Here is a 15,209-nt window from a genome sequence, read left to right on the forward strand (position 1 = left end):
GTGTGACTGATCGGCAAGAGAGGGCGCTAGGGCGATTATTGGCGATCCGTGATGCGCTAAGCCGCGGGACGGTCTCTCCCGAGTGGGTTGTGATCAGCGTTTGCACTACGCTGGAGACCTACTGCTCAGAGATGCTTGAAGAACTCATTAAGAATCATTTGGCTAGCGCCGACAAATTCGAAGCAGAGTTGATTACTGCCCAGAAATCGGACCTGAATAAATCATGGCACAGTCGCCTCAAGTGGCTATCCGTAGGATTTTCAATGCAGCTGGATGATTCATCCCATCAGGATCTGCTCGCGTTAATAGAGCTACGCAATGCAATTGCCCACAACGGCCACTCCTTCACTTCAAGGCAGACTGCCCGATATGAAGAGTTCCTGAGGCATAGGAAGGTGCTTGAAAGCAATTTTGGCGTACTTTTCCATGGCGCTGCGTTCAAAGTTGGTCCGACGAGTGGTGACATGGCAATTCGACTGGGACGCAAGATCGCGCTGGATTTTCTAAGGTAAACGCCCCACTCTCTCATGCCGCTTATCGCTCGTGCCGACGACGGCGCGCTCACAACCCCAGTATTACCTCCACTGATGGCCACGCCTGCCCAGCGCGGCATCACACCGCTGGAATGAAGCGGCGGAAGGGGCCTGCGGGTGAGTGCGGCAGTCCGATCAGGTGGGTGCCGGACACCGGCTCGATGCTGGCGAGGTGACTGCCGAGCAAAGAGGTCAGGCTGGCGGCGACAGCGGCGATGTCGGCGGCGGAGCCGTGGAAGGTGGGGACGGAGCAGCCTCGGGTTGGGATGAGTTCGTCTTGAGCGGACACGTCCTTCCAGAGGGTATGGAAGGGCTCCAGTCCGCCGTCTGCCGTGACGGTCTTGCCGGCCTGCTGGTCGATGGTGTTCGGCCCCGAGGGGTTGTTACTAGCACTGACGGTGAGCAGCCCGAGAGTACTGGTCCCTGCATCCGTTGCGGTCTGGGCGAGTAACGGGCGGCCTGCGGCTGTGGCAAGTTCGTCGAGTAGTTGGCCGATCGCGCGGGAGATGGTGGTGTCGATGATCAGGTCGGTGTCGCCCAGGAGCGTGGCCAGGTCGTCCGGGATGACGCTGGTGTGTGCCTCCACCACGATGTCGTCGCGGATGGCCGCGAGGCGCTGGCGCAGCGCTTCGGCCTTCGATTCGCCGATGTTGTCTTCGGTGAAGTCCTGACGAACGAGGAGTCCTCCGGTAACGGTGCCGGGGTCGCAGAGGATGAGGCGTCTGGCACCCGCGCGCGCAATGAACTCGGCGATCCAGGACCCGAGGCCACCACAGCCCCAGATGTGGATCGTCTTGCCTCGGTAGGCGTTGGTGGGACGGTTGGCATCGCGTCGGGTTGTGACGCTGTCCCGTTCGTCGGACACTGTGCACCACTCCACGGGTGTCTGCTTGTCGAGCGTCTCGACGTTGATGTTAATGATGGGGTCGCGTCGGCTTCGGACGCTTCGGCGGAGCTCATCGGCTGCCGCAGCGGGCACTCGGCCTGCGAGGAGATGTGGGGGCCCACCGGTGGGGTGCGGGATCTCGAGGATGAACGCTTGAGGTGTGCTCGCGGGGTTCCGGCTCGCGGCGGCTGCGAGTGCCGTGAGGAAGGCCGCTGCTTGAGGCAGGGGTGGCGTTGTGGCGAAAGCGCCGGGCGCGATCGTGGTGTCGAGCAGCATCAGCAGGTCATGCAGTCGGGTGCCCGCTCCGAGAGGCAGCGGGTCCGATACCTGGAAGACCACGGTCCGGCGTTGGTCGGGGTGACCACCGCCGTAGAGGAGGTCTTGGCGGTGAGCCGATCGCGCAGTGAGAAAGGCAGGCTGTGCCTTTACGTGCTTGCCGGACTCGCGAACAACGATGGTGGGGGTGCCGGGTGTGTGGTGGAGGATGCCGCCGACAGCATGGAACAGGGCCGTGTCGGGGTCGAACCGGGCCGCTGCGGCGTCTGCCAGCCACTCGTGTAGCCGGTCAATCGCACTGGCGAACCCTCGCTGCGGGTTCCACTCTCGTGCGGGATCGAGGTAGGTGCACAACCGCCGTCCTTGCAGCACGTGCGGGTAGCCGAGGAACCGGTCGTGATCGACTTCGACGAGTGGTGGCGACAGGCGGTTGGGGCCGATCCACAGCAGGAACTCCTCCTGCGGTTGCAGCGGGAGACCGTGGGGCGCGCGAGCCAGGTCGCTAGTCCGTAGCCGGATGCGCGCTTGAACGAGCCCGAGGCTTACGAGCCGGGGCCGGTCGAGGAGCTGGAAGTCGTCCGGTAGGGCGGATGCGACCGCGCGAAGTTCACGGACGGCGGTCTCCTGCCAGTCCGTGAAACGGTTGCGCTTCCGCTTGGTCACCGACGGTGCAACTCGTTATCCGGCTCGACCGGCGCGACCAGACGAGGAGGTGCCGGTCGGATCGTTCCCGCCGATGACCCCGCCCGCTGCTCCGGCATCCCCGAACTTAGTGCTTGACGACGAAACCTCCGGCGCCTGGAACTTGTCGCCGAAGAGTCCTTGCCACATCTTGATGCTCTTCACTTCGTCGCTCTCGTGGTAAGCGTCGTGGATCTGGGCCGCGTGGGCGTGGATTCGGTCGCGGAAGTAGGAGTAGGTTTCCTGGCTCCAGCGGTGGTCGAAGGTGACCGACGGGTTGGACGGGTCGGCGATGGACGGCTTGATCCAGTTCTGTTGGAGCCACTGGTCAAGGTCGCTGACCATGTGCAGCAGGGCGGTGGGCAGGTCACTGTAGTAGCCCGGGTCGCTGATCTTTTTCCACTCGGAGACCCGCTCGCCGAGGAGAGTGGTGATGAGGATCGACTTGGTTCCGGTGAACGAGTTCTTGTGATCGCGCAGAAACTTCAGCAAGCGGATCACCCTGCGCAGATTGCGGTTGGCGATCTTGTCCTTGTCCTTCATCCACTTGGTGAAGCCGGACGGGTTGGTCGTCTCGAACTGCTCGTCGTCGCGGTTGATGATCACCTGGCGGCCGTCGCCGAGAACGACGTACGGAACGATGTCGACGTGCATTTGATTGTTCGCGTACTCGACGTAGACGCAGCGGCACTTGCGGTTGTGCGGCATTTTGCCGTAGATCGAGTGGTGGTGGATGACCTTGTAGACGACGTTGATGTACTCCTGCACGTCCTCTGCCCAGTCGGGTTCCTCCTTCATCTGAAGAAGGAAGTCCGCGTCGAAGGGCTTGCCGTTCTGCGGGCTGATGATCGTCTCCTGTTGCCAGGAGCCCTGCGGGATCTTCCTGACGATCCGCGGACCGAGCTCTGGGTCCGCCTTAAGGGCCGCGTAGATCGCGTCAGCCCGGTCGGAGAGCACGTCCAGGTTGAACTGGCCGAGGTTGACCGTGTTCTTCAGGAAGTTGCTGAAGTAATCCGTGTGCTTCATCGGGCATCCCCATGGCGAACGTTGGTGAAGCGGCGACCGGCATGGCTGTTTCGGCCGGGTACGGGCGGTGAGTTCGAGGCGGTGACGGTCACGTGTTGACCTGGACGACGGGCGTGTAGGTGCCGTTCTGCCGGTCGTACACCACGGTGGGTGGCTGTGCGCCGCGCATGAAGGCACGCCCCATCTCGATAGCCGGAGTCAACGGTGCAGCGGCGACGAGATGCCACTTGGTTGCTCGGGGGCAGGTTTTCTCGACCTCGGCGAGCAGTGTTCGCCAGCGATCCGCGAAGTTCCGCAGCGTGTCCGAATGCGAGAAGAGGCTGGGACCGAAGCGATCAACATCGGGCCGGATCTCAAAATACGGCAGCCCTTCCAGTGTGTCTGGGAGGCTGGCCTGCTGGATTTCGGCAGTGAGTGAGGCGGCGAGCACGACCTCCATGGCGGGCGTGGCGCCGACGGTCGCCCTAGTGGAAAAGTCGTGGATTGAGGCGGTGGCGTCCCAGCGCCAGCCCTGGTCACCGTCGCGCTGTTTCTGGTAGAGCCGGGTGTCGGTCTTGTCGTCCAGGCGAGAGCCCAGATAGACGAGCAGCGGGATCGGGGCGATGGCGAAGATCGACAGGTGCTCGACCTCGCCGCTGGCGATCGACTGCTCGATGAGGCCGAGCGTGGCATCTATCTCTTCCTGGGCCGCAAGCCAGTAGGTCGAACGGTTCGGATCACCGGCGATCTTGCACAGGAAATCGCCCTGCCATCGGCTATCGACAAGGCCAAGGTATCCGTCGGCGAGGAGCGCGTCGGCCGTCTGCCGCTGCGAGGCCAGGGCCGTGGCTCCGCGAACCAAGCCGCCGACGCGCAGCGCGGCGGTACGCCGCATCCCGCCACTCGTTGCGACTACCCGAATGCGGCCCTCGTGCTCCTTCTTCAGCGTCTGAAGCCGCTCCGTCGTGAAGTACGGCGCGTGGTCTTCGTTGTCAATCAGCCGGTGGCAAGCGTGGCAAAGCAGCAGGAGGTTCTCTTCGGCTTCCCGATCCGCGATGTCCTCGACGAGGCCGCGCGGCGAGCCCGGAGTGGCGGTGGCGCCAACGTTGTGGGCTAATTCGCCTACGAGCACGCTGTGCAGGTAGGACCGGCTGCCAAGCAGCGTCGTGGAGCACATGACACAACAACCGGCGGCCCTCGCCCAGACGGCGAGTCGGACTGTGTCCTTGATGTCTCCCCGCTTGACCGAGGTGTTCCGGACCTGCTTCGACGCCACGAGCCCGATGGTACGGAGGGGGTCTGACAGAACTGAAGCGCGCAGTGAAGCCGGCGCGAACAGGCGAGTTGCGCGTGCGGGCGCGGATAACAGCCAGACCGGGTTGCCCCTCCAGGGTCACCGACGCACGTCACAGCTTAGCCAGAAACCGACCGCAGGCCTGTGCAACGCTGCCGTTTGGCTAGAGCGCCACGATCGCCGCAGTCTCAGCCGGCAACTCGATCCGGTCACGCATTACCGTGACCCCCTCCCCCGTGGCCAGCAGCACCCGCCGCGCCACCCCAGGCAGCGACACCCCCTGCCCCCGCCCAGCGAAGTTGGCGACAACAAGCGTCTCCCCCCGCCGCATCAGCAAAAACTGGTCCCCGTGCTGCACAGACACCGCGTGCATCCGAGGGTCCGACAGGTCAGGCACCGACCGACGCAACGCAATCAACCGCTGGTAAAAAGCCAACATCGAGGCATGCTCAGGCTTGTCCAGCTCCGCCCAGTCCAACCGCGACCGCACGAACGTTTCCGGGTCCTGCGGATCAGGCACGTCCCCCTCAGCCCACCCGTGCGACGCGAACTCCCGCCGCCGCCCAAGAGCCACCGCAGTAGCCAACTCCGGCTCCGGATGCGAGGTGAAGAACTGCCAAGGCGTGGAAGCCGCCCACTCCTCCCCCATGAACAGCATCGGCGTAAACGGCGCCGTCAGCAGCAACGTAGCCCCAACGCGGAGCAGCGAAGGCGACAGAGACGCAGAGATCCGATCCCCGGTAGCCCGGTTCCCAATCTGGTCGTGGTTCTGCAAGTAAGCGACCAGCCGATGACCAGGGACACGGGAATCCAGAGGCCGCCCATGGTGACGGTTGCGGAAGCTCGACCAGGTCCCCGCGTGGAAGAACCCGCCCGTCAGCACGTCCGACAGAGTCTCCAGCGACCCGAAGTCCCCGTAATACCCCTGCCGCTCCCCCGTCAGCAGCGTGTGCAGGGCATGGTGGGCGTCGTCGTTCCACTGGGCGTGCAGCCCGAGCCCACCCGCCTCCCTGGGCGTGATGAGCCGTGGATCGTTGAGGTCCGATTCGGCGATCAGCGACAACGGCCGCCCCAGGTGCGTCGACAGCGACTCGACGGAGACGGCCAGCTCCTCCAAGAGCGGCACAGCCCGCGAGTCGGGCAGCGCGTGCACGGCGTCCAGACGCAGCCCGTCGACGTGGTAGTCGCGCAGCCACATGAGCACGCTGTCGATGATGTAGCGGCGTACCTCGTCGGAGTGCGGGCCGTCCAGGTTGATCGAGCGGCCCCAACTGTTGCTCTGCTCGGCGAGGTAGGGCCCGAACCGCGGCGCGTAGGCCCCGGAGGGCCCGAAATGGTTGTAGACAACGTCGAGGATCACCCCCAACCCGCGAGCGTGGGCGGCGTCGACGAACCGTTTCAGGCCGTCGGGGCCGCCGTAGGGCTCGTGGGGGGCATACCAGCAGACGCCGTCGTACCCCCAGTTGTGTTCGCCGTTGAAGGCGTTGACCGGGAGCAGTTCGATCAGGTCGACACCGAGGTTCACCAGGTGGTCGAGGCGGTCGATGGCCGCGTCGAAGGTGCCCTCCGGGGTGAAGGTGCCGATGTGCAGCTCGTAGAGGATGCTGCCGGGCAGTTGCCGGCCCGTCCACGAGCCGTCGGACCACTCGAACGCGGAGTGGTCGTAGCGGCGGCTCGGCCCGTGCACACCCTCAGGCTGCCACGGAGAGCGGGGGTCGGGCAGTGGGGTTTCGTCGTCGTTCAGCAGAAAGGAGTAGTCGAGGCCGGCGTCGGGCACCTCGACCCGCCACCAGCCGTCGGCGGCGGCGCGCATCTCGCGGTCGGCGGCGCCGGGCAGGTGCAGCCGGACCCGGCTGGCGTCCGGTGCCCAGACGGAGAATTCGGTCATGAAGCAGCCTCCACGGAAGCGGTGGGAGGAGCCAGCAGTGCGACGGGATAGTCGGCCAGGAGGTTGTCCAGAGGCGTCTCTCCGCCACTGTAGACCCGCCCGGTGAACAGGTCCTTCACCTCGTGAACACCAAGCGACAGGGCTGTGTCACACCACCCACCGGCACGCGCCAGGCCGAGCGGCAGCCGGGTCGCCACGGCGATCACGCCGCCCCGGTCGAACGCCACCACGTGCCGGCCCACCGGCCCGTGCGCCGGCACCGGCCGGTAGCCGGTGAACAGCTCCGGGTGCGCCCGCCGCAGGCGCAGGGTCCGCGACACGACGAGCAGCTTCGCCGCGCCGTCGGTGTCGACCGGGGGACGCCAGCCGCCGTCGAGGCGTGCCAGCATCTCTCGGCGCACGTCGAAGTCGACCGGCCGGCGATTGTCCGGGTCGACGAGGGAGTTGTCCCACAGCTCGGTGCCCTGGTAGGTGTCGGGGACGCCGGGCATGGTGAGCTGGATGAGCTTCTGCCCCAGCGAGTTGCACCAGCCGGCCGGGGCGATCGCCGCCGCGAGTTCGGTCAGCTCGTCGTGGAGGCTCGGGTCGTCGTACATCATGTCGATCACCGCGTGCAGGGCCTGCTCGAACACCGGGTCGGGGTCCGCCCAACTGGTCGAGGCCGCGGCCTCCCGGGCGGCCTTCTCGGCGTACGCGTGCAGTCGCTCCCGCTCGATCGGCCACGCGCCGACGGCGGTCTGCCACAGCAGGTGGGCGAAGGCCGGGTCGGGCAGCGGGGCGTACTCCATCCAGGCACTGACCTGCTCGGCCCAGCGGCCCGGCAGCTCGCTGAGCACGGCGAGGCGGGCGCGGACGTCCTCGCCGCGTTTGGTGTCGTGCGTGGAGACGGTCGTCATGCTGGCTGGCCAGCGGACCTGGCGGGCGGCGGCGAAGCGGTGGAACTCCGCTGGCGGCACCCCGAAGTGGGCGGGGCTGCCGCCGACCTCGTTGAGCGCCACGAACCGGGTCCAGCGGTAGAACGCGGTGTCCTCGACGCCCTTGGCCATCACCGCGCCGGTGAACTGCGGGAACCGGCGGGCCAACTCGTCGTCGGGGTCGCGCAGTCGGCGGGTGACCGCGTCCAGGGCGCCGGCCAGGTCGGGGCGACGGCGGCCGGCCTCGGAGCGGGCGGCGGCGAGATGCCGGGCGCCGTGCGGCGGGTAGCCCCGGTAGACCGCGAACGCGGCGGCCAACTCGGCGAGCGCCGCGCGTGCCTGCTCGGCCGGCACGTCGGGGGCGAGCGCGGCCAGCCGGGTCAGCTCGGCGGCGAGCAGCCGGGTGGCGGCGGTCAGCTTCGTGTCGTGGGTCAGGTCCTCCCACGAGGTGTGGTGCCCGGTCAGTCGGGTGTCCAGCGCCGTGAAGTCACCCTCGGTGTCCGTGTCGACGAACAGGCCGTTGACGGCGGCAAGCGCGTCGTAGCCGGTGGTGCCGTCCACCGGCCAGTCCGGCAGCTCCTCGCCGTACTCCAGGATCTTCTCCACCACGAGCCAGGCGTCCGGCGCGGCCTCCCGCAGCCGGGTCAGGTAGCCGGCCGGGTCGCGCAGGCCGTCGGGGTGGTCGACGCGGATGCCGTCGACCTCGCCCGCCGCCGCCCAGCGCAGGATCAGCTCGTGGGTGGCGGCGAACACCGCCGGGTCCTCCACCCGCAGACCGGCCAGGCCGGAAACGGCGAAGAACCGGCGGTACGTCAGCTCGGCGTCGCCGCGACGCCAGGACACCAGCTCGTAGTGCTGCCGGTCGTGCACCTCCCGAGCGCTGCCGTCGCCGGTGCCGTCGGCCACTGGGAAGCGGTGCTCGTGGTAGCGCAACTCCCCCTCGACCAGCTTGAGATCGTCCAGGGCGGCCGGGTCGTCGGCCAGCACCGGCAGCAGCAGCCGGCCCCGGTCCCAGTCGATGTCGAACCAGTCGGCGTACGCCGAAGCGCGCCCCCGGCGCAGCACGTCCCACCAGGCTGGGTTGGCGGGCGGCACGGCCACCCCGGCGTGGTTGGGCACGATGTCGACGACCAGGCCGAGCTGCTTGTCACGCAGTGCGCGCAGCAGCCGCTGCCGAGCGGCCTCGCCGCCCAGCTCCGGGTTGACCGCCCGGTGGTCGACCACGTCGTAGCCGTGCGCCGAACCGGGGGTGGCGGTCAGCAGCGGGGCGCTGTAGAGGTGACTGACGCCCAGGTCGGCGAGGTAGTCGAGGATCGCGGCGGTGGCGTCCAGGTCGAAGCCGGGACGGACCTGGATTCGGTACGTGGACTGCACGGCCATGTCAGATCGTCCTCTCCAACACCACCAAAGAGCGGTCCGGCACCCGGATGGTGCCGCCCGCGCTGATCACCGTGACGTCGCCGGGCTCGGGGTCGGCGGTGCTGATGACCCGTTCCCACTTCTGCCCGTACTCGCTGCCGGGCATCGTGAAGTCCAGCGGCGCGTCGTGGGCGTTGAAGCAGAGCAGGAACGAGGCGTCGTGGTGGCGCTGGCCGTACTGGCCGCGCTCCCGGATGCCCTCCCCGTTGACGAACAGCGCCACCGAGCGGCCGAAGTCGTTGCCCCAGTCCTCGCCGGTCATCTCCCGCCCGTCCGGCGTGTACCAGGCCAGGTCGGGCAGCGGCTCGTCGCTGCCGCGCCCGCCCACCGGCAGGCCGGTGAAGAACCGGCGGCGGCGGAACACCTGGTGCCGTTTGCGGAAGTCGGTGAGCGTACGGACGAACTCCAGCAACTGCTCGTCGGCGTTGTCCCAGTCGACCCAGGCCAGCTCGCTGTCCTGGCAGTACGCGTTGTTGTTGCCCCGCTGGGTGCGACCCAACTCGTCGCCGTGGCCGATCATCGGCACGCCCTGCGACAGCATCAGCGTGGCCAGGAAGTTGCGCCGCTGCTTGGCCCGCAGGGCGAGCACGCCCTCGTCGTCGGTGTCGCCCTCCACACCGCAGTTCCAGGAGCGGTTGTGGCTCTCGCCGTCCCGGTTCTCCTCACCGTTGGCCTCGTTGTGCTTGTCGTTGTACGACACCAGGTCGTTGAGGGTGAACCCGTCGTGGACGGTGACGAAGTTGATGCTGTGGAACGGCCGCCGCCCGTCGTCCTGGTAGAGGTCGGCGGAGCCGGAGATCCGCGACGCGAACTCGGCGAGGGTGGCCGGCTCGCCGCGCCAGAAGTCCCGCACCGTGTCGCGGTACTTGCCGTTCCACTCCGTCCACAACGGCGGGAAGTTGCCCACCTGGTAGCCGCCGGGGCCGACGTCCCACGGTTCGGCGATCAGCTTGACCTGGCTGACCACCGGGTCCTGCTGCACCACCTCGAAGAAGGTGGAGAGCCGGTCCACCTCGTAGAACTCCCGGGCCAGCGTGGCCGCCAGGTCGAAGCGGAAACCGTCGACGTGCATCTCGGTCACCCAGTAGCGCAACGAATCCATGATCAGTTGCAGGGAGTGCGGGCTGCGCACGTTGAGGCTGTTGCCGGTGCCCGTGTAGTCGACGAAGTACCGGCGGTCCTCCTCACTGAGCCGGTAGTAGCTGGGCGCGTCCACGCCCTTGAAGCTCAGCGTCGGCCCGAGGTGGTTGCCCTCGGCCGTGTGGTTGTAGACCACGTCGAGGATGACCTCGATGCCGGCCGCGTGCAGCGCCTTGACCATGCCCCGGAACTCCTGCACCTGCTGACCGGTCCGGCCCAGCGCCGAATAGCCGTGGTGTGGGGCGAAGAAGCCGATCGTGTTGTAACCCCAGTAGTTACGCAGCCCCAGGTCGTTCAGGCGGTGGTCGTGGATGAACTGGTGCACCGGCATCAACTCGATCGCCGTCACCCCGAGCCGGGTCAGATAGTCGATCATCGGCGGGGAGGCGATGCCCGCGTACGTGCCGCGCAACTCCTCCGGGATGTCCGGGTGGCGCATGGTCAACCCACGTACGTGCGCCTCGTAGATCACCGAGTGGTGGTAAGGGGTGCGCGGCGGCTTGTCGTTGCCCCAGTCGAAGTACGGGTTGACCACCACCGACTTCGGCATGAACGGCGCCGAGTCGGTCTCCGACATCCGCTCCGGCTCCGCCATGTCGTAGTCGTAGACCGCCGGGTCCCACGTCACGTCACCGTCGATGGCCTTCGCGTACGGGTCGAGCAGCAGCTTGTGCGGGTTACAGCGCAGCCCGTTCGCCGGGTCGTACGGGCCGTACACCCGGTAGCCGTAACGCTGCCCCGGCTCGATGCCCGGCAGGTACGCGTGCCAGACGTAGGCGTCCACCTCGCGCAGCTCGACCCGGCGCTCGGCGCCGGTGTCCCACTCGTCGAAGAGGCACAGCTCGATCCGCTCGGCCACCTCGGAGAAGATGGCGAAGTTGGTGCCCATCCCGTCGTAGGTGGCGCCCAGGGGATACCGCTCGCCCGGCCAGACCTGCATGTCGCTCCTTCACACCATGGTCGTGTGCGCGCCGCGCCACGAGCGCGCCAGCGGAGACCCCGCCCGCGCGCACGCGGTAAGTGCCCCCCGCCCTGGCGCGCCAATCCATCCTTGCAGCCGGTGACCGGATTCCACCTGTCTGATGCGCGCTACACCCTCGGGTGTCCTCCATCACCATCACGCCTTTGAAGGTGCGGTATCGCGCTCGATGCCCTTTGCTTGTCCGGGGATATACGCCCGCGCGTACCCCCACTCGGCCCTACGCCACCCCTTACACCTCTCGCTCCGCCGCCACTGACGCCGGCGCGCACCACCATGCATGGACGGAGATTGACTGTGACGACCCTGCGGGTCGACGAGCAGCTCGCTACCACCGTGGACCGGACCCACCGGCCCACCCTGACCTCCCGGCCTCAGCTCCCGACCCAGCCCGGTCTTCCCCCGCAGCCCGGCCCCGCCGCGCAGGCAGGCCCTCCCGCGCAGCCCGGCGCCACCGTGCCAACGCAGCGCGGCTCGGGGGTGCCCCCGCAGACCCGCCGCATCCTGATGCTGTCCTGGGAGTACCCGCCGGTGCTCGTCGGCGGCCTCGGCCGCCACGTCCACGCCCTGTCGGTGGCACTGGCCGCCGCCGGCCACGACGTCACAGTCGTCACCCGCCACACCGAAGGCGCACCCCTTGAGGAGTACGCCGACGGCGTCCGCATCCTGCGCGCCCCCGAGGACCCGGTGACCTTCCCCCTGGCCACCGACTCCCTGCTGGCCTGGACGATGGCGTTCAACCACACCCTCACCCGCACCGCCCTGCGCGCCACCGAGGCTGGCACCTACGACGTCATCCACGCCCACGACTGGCTCGTCGCCCACACCGCGATGACGTTGCGCGACCACCTGGACATCCCGCTGGTCACCACCATCCACGCCACCGAAGCCGGTCGGCACCAGGGTTGGCTGCCCGACGAGATGAACCGCACCATCCACGGTGTCGAGCAGTGGCTCAGCAGCGAGTCCGGCCGGGTGATCGTCTGCTCCGCGTACATGCGGGACGAGGTGAACGCGCTCTTCGGCGTACCGGCCGGACGGGTCGACGTGGTCGCCAACGGCGTGGAGCCGCACCGCTGGAAGGTGCCGGCGCGCGCGGTGGCCGCCGCACGCGCCCGGTTCGCCGGGGACGGCCCGCTGGTCACCTTCGCCGGCCGACTCGTGTACGAGAAGGGCGTACAGCACCTGATCGCCGCGCTGCCCCGGCTGCGGGACCGCCACCCCGGGCTGCGAGCCGTGATCGCCGGCGACGGCCCGTACCGCGCCGAACTGGAGGCCGAGGTGCACCGCCGCGGCCTCGGTGGCATGGTCACGATGCCGGGCTTCCTCGGCGGCACCGACCTGCCGGCCCTGATGGCCGCGTCCGACTGCTTCGCGGTGCCCAGCATCTACGAGCCGTTCGGCATGGTGGCCCTGGAGGGCGCCGCCGCAGGAGCACCCCTGGCCGTCGCCGCCACCGGGGGCCTCGCCGAAATCGTCGAGCCGGGGGTGACCGGGATGACCTTCCGCCCGCACGACCCGGACGGCCTCGCCGACGCCGTGGACGCCCTGCTGTCGGACCGCGACCGTGCCCGCGCCATGGCCCGACGCGCCCGTCGGATGGTCCACGACCAGTACGGCTGGTCCGCCATCGCCCAGCGCACCGCCGCCAGCTACGCCGCCGCCATCGCCACCGACGCCGCGTGCACCGCCCAGCGCGCCGAGCAGCGCATGTCCCAGGGCCGCGCGCTCCCGGCGCTGCCCGAGGGCAACCTGCTCGCCGCCGCCGGACTGCGGTAACCCCAGCCCCGCAGCCGGCTCCCCTCGCAGTCCACCTCCACCGCACACCGCTGACCCAGGCCCCGCCCCGCCGCTGACCCGGGTCCGCCGCCTCGCACGCTGACCCGGGCTCCGTCGCGCCGCTGGCCCGGGTCCGTCGCGCCGCGCGTTGACCGGGTCCATCGCGCCGCGCGTTGACCGACTCCATATCGCCGACATGGCGGTGTCCCCGCGCCGGGATACCGCCATGTCGGCGACATTGCGTCGCACGCTGACCCAGGCTCCCTCGCACCGCGCCGCTGACCCCGTCCGTCGCACCGCGCCGCTGACCCCGGGTCCGTCGCGCCGCACCGCTGACCCCGGGTGCGCCGCGCCGCGCCGCTGATCGACTCCATATCGCCGACATGGCGGTATCCCCGCGCCGCGATACCGCCATATCGGCGACATCGCGCCACGCGCTGGCCCAGGCCCGTCACGCCGCTGAGCCGGTCCGTCGCACCGGGCACTGACCCGGGGTCCGTCGCGCCGCGCTGATCGACTCCAGGTCGCCGATATGGCGGTGTCCCCGCGCCGGGATACCGCCATATCGGCGTCATTGCGCCACGCCTTTGCAAACAGTGGCTTGCACAAAGGGTTGTTTGCATTAGGGTGGGGCCATGTCCACCTCACTCGCGGCACCCGGCCCCGATCTCGACTCGGCCTTCGCTGCCCTCGGCGACCCCGTCCGTCGCGCTCTGGTGACGCGTCTCGCCCGGGGCGACGCCACGGTGGGCGAGCTTGCCGAACCGTTCGACCTCACTCCACAGGCGATCTCCCACCACGTCGGAGTCCTCCGCCGGTGTGGCCTGGTCGAGCAGCGACGCGAGGGCACCAGACGCCCCTGCCGACTGAGGGCCGACCAACTGTCGCTGCTCGGCGGGTGGATCGACGAGCAGCGCCGCGCATGGGACGACCGACTCGATGCCCTTGAGCGGCACCTCGGCGACGAGGGAGCGGTCCGTTGACCGCCGCGCGGAGCTGCCGGGCCACGGAGCAGTCAGCGGCCGTCCGGGCTCACGTCGAAGGCGCCCAGCGAGAAGAGGTTGACCACCGGGCAGTGCTGCCAAGCGACGGGGTGGCCCGTTGACCGCCCGCGCGGAACTCCGGGACGACGAACTGATCGCCCGGCGTCATCTCCGGGCGGCGCCCGACCGTGTCTGGACCGCGTTCACCTCACCGGGCGGCATCGCCGCGTTCTGGGGCGGCTCGCACGCCACGGTGCCCCCGGAGTCCGTGACCGTGGACCTGCGCCCCGGCGGCGAGTTCGCGCTCGACACCCGTGCGCCCAACGGTGCGTCCCGCCGGCTCCGGTTCGTCTACGTGAGCATCACCGCCCCGCACGAGCTGGTGTTCGACGAGCCGGTCACCGGCCTCCGCACGACCGTCACCGTCCAGCCCGCCGCTGACGGCACCGATCTCACCGTCCACCAGCGACGGCTTCCCCCCGAGCTGCGCAGCACCCAGGCCGCCAACGGGCTCGCCTCGATCCTCGACGCCCTCGCCACTCACCTCGAGCACGACGAGCCCACACCAGGACGGAGCACGACATGACACAGACGACCCAACGTGACCTCGTCGCGGAATACTTCGCCGGCTTTCGGACCAGCGACCACCCGCGCATCCTCGCGACCCTCACCGACGACGTCGAGTGGGTCATCCACGGTCACCGCACCACCTGCGGCAAGGCGGAGTTCGACGGCGAGATCGAGAACCCGGGGTTCACCGGCAGCCCTCAGTTGGACGTTCATCGGGTCCACGAGGACGGCCCGGTCGTCGTCACCACCGGCGAGGGTCGCGGCGTCAGCGTGGACCACGGCGCGTTCCGGTTCGCCTTCAATGACCTTTTCACGTTCCGCGACGGGCTGATCGCCCGCGTCGACTCGTACGTCGTCCCGCTGCCCTGAGAAGTCGGCGGCCGGCCTGCTCCGTCGGGCCGGCGTCGACCGGATCCCCGCGGGGTAGGGCGCGAGGCCCGCACGGACTGCCGCGCCTGCCCGGATGTGCGGATGCGTCGCAACCCGGCACGGCCCGCACCGCTTGATCGACTCCATGTCGCCGACATCGCGGTATCCCCGCCAAGGGACACCCCCACATCGGCGACATGGAGTCGATCATCGCGGAACCCGCCTCCAGACGCGGGCAGGCGCTCGGACCGGAGCAGCCGCACGCACACAGACCGGGAAAGCCACAGGCACGCGGGCCGGGAAAGCCGCACGCGCGCGGGGCCAGACAGGCCGCAGGCAACACGGGCCGGAAAGACCGCCGCACGCGGACCGGACAGGCCACAGGCTCGCGGACCGGACCGGACCGGACCGGACCGGCCACAGGCTCGCAGGCCGGGAAGACCGCCGCTCGCGGACCGGACAGGCCACAGGCTCGCGGGCCAGACAGACCGCA

Annotated in this window: 11 protein-coding genes; 5 read left to right on the forward strand and 6 right to left on the reverse strand. The window is 68.9% G+C overall.

Annotated elements, in window-relative coordinates:
* Positions 1 to 2 precede the first annotated feature (2 nt).
* Positions 3 to 512, forward strand: coding sequence for a hypothetical protein (locus ABZ780_RS21455; RefSeq protein WP_357487145.1), 510 nt, complete (start codon positions 3 to 5; stop codon positions 510 to 512).
* Positions 513 to 612: 100 nt separating this feature from the next.
* Here the strand turns inward: ABZ780_RS21455 and ABZ780_RS21460 are convergent, their stop codons facing one another.
* From ABZ780_RS21460 to glgX, 6 genes are all read right to left on the reverse strand, one after another.
* Positions 613 to 2,358 (reverse strand): ThiF family adenylyltransferase, encoded by a 1,746-nt coding sequence (locus ABZ780_RS21460; RefSeq protein ID WP_357487147.1) that lies wholly within the window; start codon positions 2,356 to 2,358, stop codon positions 613 to 615.
* A gap of 15 nt (positions 2,359 to 2,373) precedes the next feature.
* On the reverse strand, positions 2,374 to 3,402 hold the full coding sequence (locus tag ABZ780_RS21465) for a cyclic GMP-AMP synthase DncV-like nucleotidyltransferase (protein WP_357487149.1): 1,029 nt from the start codon (positions 3,400 to 3,402) through the stop codon (positions 2,374 to 2,376).
* A gap of 88 nt (positions 3,403 to 3,490) precedes the next feature.
* Positions 3,491 to 4,657, reverse strand: coding sequence for an SAVED domain-containing protein (locus ABZ780_RS21470; RefSeq protein WP_357487151.1), 1,167 nt, complete (start codon positions 4,655 to 4,657; stop codon positions 3,491 to 3,493).
* A gap of 181 nt (positions 4,658 to 4,838) precedes the next feature.
* The gene (gene treZ / locus ABZ780_RS21475; protein WP_357487153.1) at positions 4,839 to 6,563 is read right to left on the reverse strand and encodes a malto-oligosyltrehalose trehalohydrolase; all 1,725 of its coding nucleotides are present in this window, start codon (positions 6,561 to 6,563) and stop codon (positions 4,839 to 4,841) included.
* Entirely contained in the window at positions 6,560 to 8,857 is a 2,298-nt protein-coding gene (treY, locus tag ABZ780_RS21480; protein ID WP_357487154.1) for a malto-oligosyltrehalose synthase, read from the reverse strand. Before treY ends, treZ begins: the two co-directional genes overlap by 4 nt.
* A gap of 1 nt (position 8,858) precedes the next feature.
* Positions 8,859 to 10,976 (reverse strand): glycogen debranching protein GlgX, encoded by a 2,118-nt coding sequence (gene glgX / locus ABZ780_RS21485; protein ID WP_357487156.1) that lies wholly within the window; start codon positions 10,974 to 10,976, stop codon positions 8,859 to 8,861.
* 336 nt (positions 10,977 to 11,312) lie between these two features.
* Here glgX and ABZ780_RS21490 point away from each other — a divergent pair, with 336 nt between their 5' ends.
* The 4 genes from ABZ780_RS21490 (at position 11,313) to ABZ780_RS21505 (ending at position 14,716) form a co-directional block, all read left to right on the forward strand.
* Positions 11,313 to 12,794, forward strand: a complete 1,482-nt coding sequence (locus ABZ780_RS21490) for a glycosyltransferase family 4 protein (protein ID WP_357487158.1) — start codon at positions 11,313 to 11,315, stop codon at positions 12,792 to 12,794.
* 635 nt (positions 12,795 to 13,429) lie between these two features.
* The gene (locus ABZ780_RS21495; protein WP_357001758.1) at positions 13,430 to 13,777 is read left to right on the forward strand and encodes a metalloregulator ArsR/SmtB family transcription factor; all 348 of its coding nucleotides are present in this window, start codon (positions 13,430 to 13,432) and stop codon (positions 13,775 to 13,777) included.
* Between the two features lie 118 nt (positions 13,778 to 13,895).
* Positions 13,896 to 14,363: an SRPBCC domain-containing protein gene (locus tag ABZ780_RS21500; protein WP_357001761.1), complete on the forward strand. Its 468-nt coding sequence runs from the start codon at positions 13,896 to 13,898 to the stop codon at positions 14,361 to 14,363.
* Entirely contained in the window at positions 14,360 to 14,716 is a 357-nt protein-coding gene (locus ABZ780_RS21505) for a nuclear transport factor 2 family protein (RefSeq protein WP_357001763.1), read from the forward strand. The genes ABZ780_RS21500 and ABZ780_RS21505 overlap by 4 nt, the downstream gene beginning before the upstream one ends.
* Positions 14,717 to 15,209: the final 493 nt, after the last annotated feature.

Origin of the sequence: Micromonospora sp. NPDC047467, from assembly GCF_040643095.1 — a bacterium.
Taxonomy (GTDB): Bacteria; Actinomycetota; Actinomycetes; order Mycobacteriales; family Micromonosporaceae; genus Micromonospora.

What these genes read in the sequence shown, in the direction of transcription:
- ABZ780_RS21465 (WP_357487149.1), bottom strand. Translation starts at nt 3,402, where the DNA reads ATGAAGCACACGGATTACTTCAGCAACTTCCTGAAGAACACGGTCAAC.
- treZ (WP_357487153.1), bottom strand. Translation starts at nt 6,563, where the DNA reads ATGACCGAATTCTCCGTCTGGGCACCGGACGCCAGCCGGGTCCGGCTG.
- treY (WP_357487154.1), bottom strand. Translation starts at nt 8,857, where the DNA reads ATGGCCGTGCAGTCCACGTACCGAATCCAGGTCCGTCCCGGCTTCGAC.
- glgX (WP_357487156.1), bottom strand. Translation starts at nt 10,976, where the DNA reads ATGCAGGTCTGGCCGGGCGAGCGGTATCCCCTGGGCGCCACCTACGAC.
- ABZ780_RS21495 (WP_357001758.1), top strand. Translation starts at nt 13,430, where the DNA reads ATGTCCACCTCACTCGCGGCACCCGGCCCCGATCTCGACTCGGCCTTC.
- ABZ780_RS21505 (WP_357001763.1), top strand. Translation starts at nt 14,360, where the DNA reads ATGACACAGACGACCCAACGTGACCTCGTCGCGGAATACTTCGCCGGC.